Here is a 3,108-nt window from a genome sequence, read left to right as displayed (position 1 = left end):
GGGGGGATGGCGCTTATTTCGAGACGAATAATCATAGTTATAGGCGGTTTGATCTGAAAGATGCCGAGAATGGTGTGCTCGTACGTACCAATTACAGTCATTCCGGCAGACCGGACGAAGGTTTTGGTTTTGTGCGTGAGGCTAATGCCTGCCATTTGCTTGACCCATATGTGAAAACGAAGTCTGTAACTCCCGAGGTGCTGACTGAGGAACTGAGTCGTAGCTTTTATCACGATATGAATAAACGAGACTATTCATCTGCGGGAGAGAGGTGGGTGATAGATCAGGATTTTATACCCAGGTATAAATCTACTGCTACAATTGCGATTGAGGGCTGTCATCCTGTGTCATCAGTGTCGGAGGTGACCCCTGAGATGGTAAAACGCGAATATGTGATGTGGACCGGTCTCGGATATCCGCCCTGCGCCGAGACGCGTGCCGTGACATGCGCTCCGGACGGTGTTGATAAAGACCTGCGGGGGTCTTTGCCAAACGGTCATTCTCCACTTGCAGACAAGGCAAAAAAGATGCGCGATGAAGTTTTTCCCATACATAAGGGAAACGGAGACAAATACATCGACATGGAAAAACTTTTCCGTGAGGACGGTACGGGATATGTGCAGAAATTAAAGCAGCTAAATGTTGAGAATTTCAAAAAAGGGAGGGAGAATAGGGATGGATACGGCAAATACTGATTTTCTGTGTAATGAAGTCTTCAGGATGACTAAGGGTGATTTCGCACGCAAGATGTTTTGGTTCTGGGGTGTGACTCCTGCCATTGTTCTGTCACTGTGGTTTGTAGCAGGCTTGGTATTCGGAATTGTTGTCAATATTGTTTATTTTGCTGTAGCTGCCATGGCATTGTTCATCATGTTGCCGTTGGTCATGATGTTTCTGTATTATAGCCATGGATTAAATAAATACTGTTATTTCAATGTTGTGGATCATAATATCTCACTTTCGGAGAATGGTGTGATGGTAACAATGTATTTCCCTGTGACTTCAGAGGGAAGTGATGACACAGACAATAATGAGAATGAGACTAAAAAGAGCGAGGTCTTTATAAATTACAGCAGGTTTGGAGCTTACAGGGTGTTTTCTGATTCAGTGGTTTTCCCCATAGACAAGCCTGTTAGCGGTTTTTTATGGATGCCGTTGTCTGCATTTGAGGATGGACCGGAATTTGAGAATGCTGTGAGAAAATTGTCTTCAAAGCTGACATTAAGTGCTTTCTGATTAATGAAGTGATTTAAACTTTTTACGAAAATACAATAAAAGAGAAAACATGTTTTCTTCATCATCAATCTTCATCAATATTTTGGTGCATTCCGCATCTTTCCCCTCAAAATCTTAACGAAACTTAATGATGAAAAAAGTTTAAATCACTTCAATATGCTGTGATTATTGCTGACTGTCGGTTTGTTAATTAATTCGGATTTTGCATATGCGTATATTAAAAGAAAAGAACAAGAAATATTGCTTCATAATGGATATGGAGGTTCGCGATTATGAACTTGATTGCGAACAGATAGTGAACAATGCGAATTATCTTCATTATATGGAGCATACGCGCCATAGGTTCTGTATGGATGCGGGAGTCTCTTTTACGCAGATGCATAATAATGGCATCGATGCCGTTGTTCGCAAGATAGAGATTGAATATAAGACATCGCTGCGGGGTGGAGACACGTTTCTCAGTTGTCTGAGGGTGGAGAGAAAGGGTGCCAGATTCATTTTTCATCAGGATATAATACGTTCTGACGGAGAGGTATGCACAGAAGCTGTCGTGACATGTGTTATTCTTAAAGACGGCAAGCTGACAAGAGGTGACGAACTCGCCCGCCTGTTTGCCAAATACCTGTAAGTTGCGATGAATCATACGGAAGAAGATGCTATATATCGTATAGCATTAGGGATGATGAAAGGTTGCAATGCATCCATAGTCAAAAGAATGGTCGAGAGAGGTGTGACTCCACGGGAGTTTTTTACTCTTGATCTGTTGTCGGTGTATGATGCGTTGGGACTGAACAGTAAGAACGGTTTTGGCGCGAACTCAAGAGAAGACTCCTTGCAAAAGGCAAAGAACGAGTATCAGTTTGTTTCACGCCACTCGATACGCGTGTTGTCGCTCGCTGACGATGATTATCCGTGGTTGCTTGCTGAAATACCGGATGCTCCGGTCACTCTTTATATGCTTGGTGATGCAGAACTGAATCCGATGCATTCAGCCAGCATTGTCGGCACGCGTAAGCCTACAAAATACGGGATGTCTTTCTGTAGCCGGTTTTGCACAGATCTTTGCGGATATTTTCCTGATCTTTCCATAGTCAGCGGACTTGCACTCGGCATAGATGCCGCCGCTCATACCGCCGCTCTGGATTCCGGTTGTCAGACAATTGCTGTTGTTGCTCACGGTCTTGACACGCTTTATCCGGCGGCAAACAGGGATCTTGCTCGAAGAATAATAAAAAACGGAGGTGCGGTTATTACAGAGTATCCGTCAGGATCGACTCCGCATCGTTCCTGTTTCTTAGAGAGAAACAGGATAGTGGCAGGTCTTTCGCAGCTGACAGTAGTCGTGGAATCTCCCATAAAAGGTGGAGCGATGAGTACAGCCAACCTTGCTTTCAATTATGACAGAGAGGTTATGGCTTTGCCCGGAAGGGTTACGGATGACGTAAGCGCCGGCTGTAATCTTTTGATCAGAAAAGAGAAGGCACATCTGATAGGAGCTGCCGCAGATGTGATAGAGATGATGGGATGGAAGCCGCTTGGCAGACGTGTGGCGCCAAAGCAGAGAAATCTTTTTCCCGAACTTGAAGGAACACCGGGAAGAATATATGAATTGCTTAAGTTTGAATCTGACCCCGTGTCTGTAGATGTGATTCATCTTCGAACCGGCATAAGTGTGCCGGAACTCATGGGTGCTTTGACAGAACTTGAGTTTGACGGCATAATCACACGTCAGCCTGGAAACCGCTATTCAATCTCCTGAGACATGATTGCCTTATGATATAAGTAGTGACTAAGGGTAAACGTCCCATAAAGCGCATAACTCTCTTAAGTGTCCGAAGTTTCGGGCACTTCAATATTTCATGTCATTAAAAA

3 protein-coding genes and 1 pseudogene are annotated in these 3,108 nt (G+C 44.1%); all 4 read left to right on the top strand.

All coding sequences use genetic code 11. The features are described 5' to 3' along the window. Positions 1-695: pseudogene (locus tag JX312_RS11230) on the top strand (hypothetical protein); the annotation flags it as partial. A gap of 25 nt (positions 696-720) precedes the next feature. Continuing rightward, positions 721-1,236, top strand: a complete 516-nt coding sequence (locus JX312_RS11225; protein WP_204458060.1) for a hypothetical protein — start codon at positions 721-723, stop codon at positions 1,234-1,236. A 208-nt stretch (positions 1,237-1,444) separates the two neighbouring features. Continuing rightward, complete coding sequence (locus JX312_RS11220; protein ID WP_123406389.1) at positions 1,445-1,864, top strand: thioesterase family protein; 420 nt, start codon at positions 1,445-1,447, stop codon at positions 1,862-1,864. Between the two features lie 6 nt (positions 1,865-1,870). Further along, on the top strand, positions 1,871-2,995 hold the full coding sequence (gene dprA / locus JX312_RS11215) for a DNA-processing protein DprA (RefSeq protein WP_123406391.1): 1,125 nt from the start codon (positions 1,871-1,873) through the stop codon (positions 2,993-2,995). Positions 2,996-3,108: the final 113 nt, after the last annotated feature.

Origin of the sequence: Barnesiella sp. CU968 (assembly GCF_905219685.1) — a bacterium.
In the GTDB taxonomy this organism is placed as follows: Bacteria; Bacteroidota; Bacteroidia; order Bacteroidales; family Muribaculaceae; genus Lepagella; species Lepagella muris_A.
This window is presented reverse-complemented; position numbering and strand designations above follow the sequence as displayed.

What these genes read in the sequence shown, in the direction of transcription:
- JX312_RS11220 (WP_123406389.1), top strand. Translation starts at nt 1,445, where the DNA reads ATGCGTATATTAAAAGAAAAGAACAAGAAATATTGCTTCATAATGGAT.
- JX312_RS11225 (WP_204458060.1), top strand. Translation starts at nt 721, where the DNA reads ATGACTAAGGGTGATTTCGCACGCAAGATGTTTTGGTTCTGGGGTGTG.
- dprA (WP_123406391.1), top strand. Translation starts at nt 1,871, where the DNA reads ATGAATCATACGGAAGAAGATGCTATATATCGTATAGCATTAGGGATG.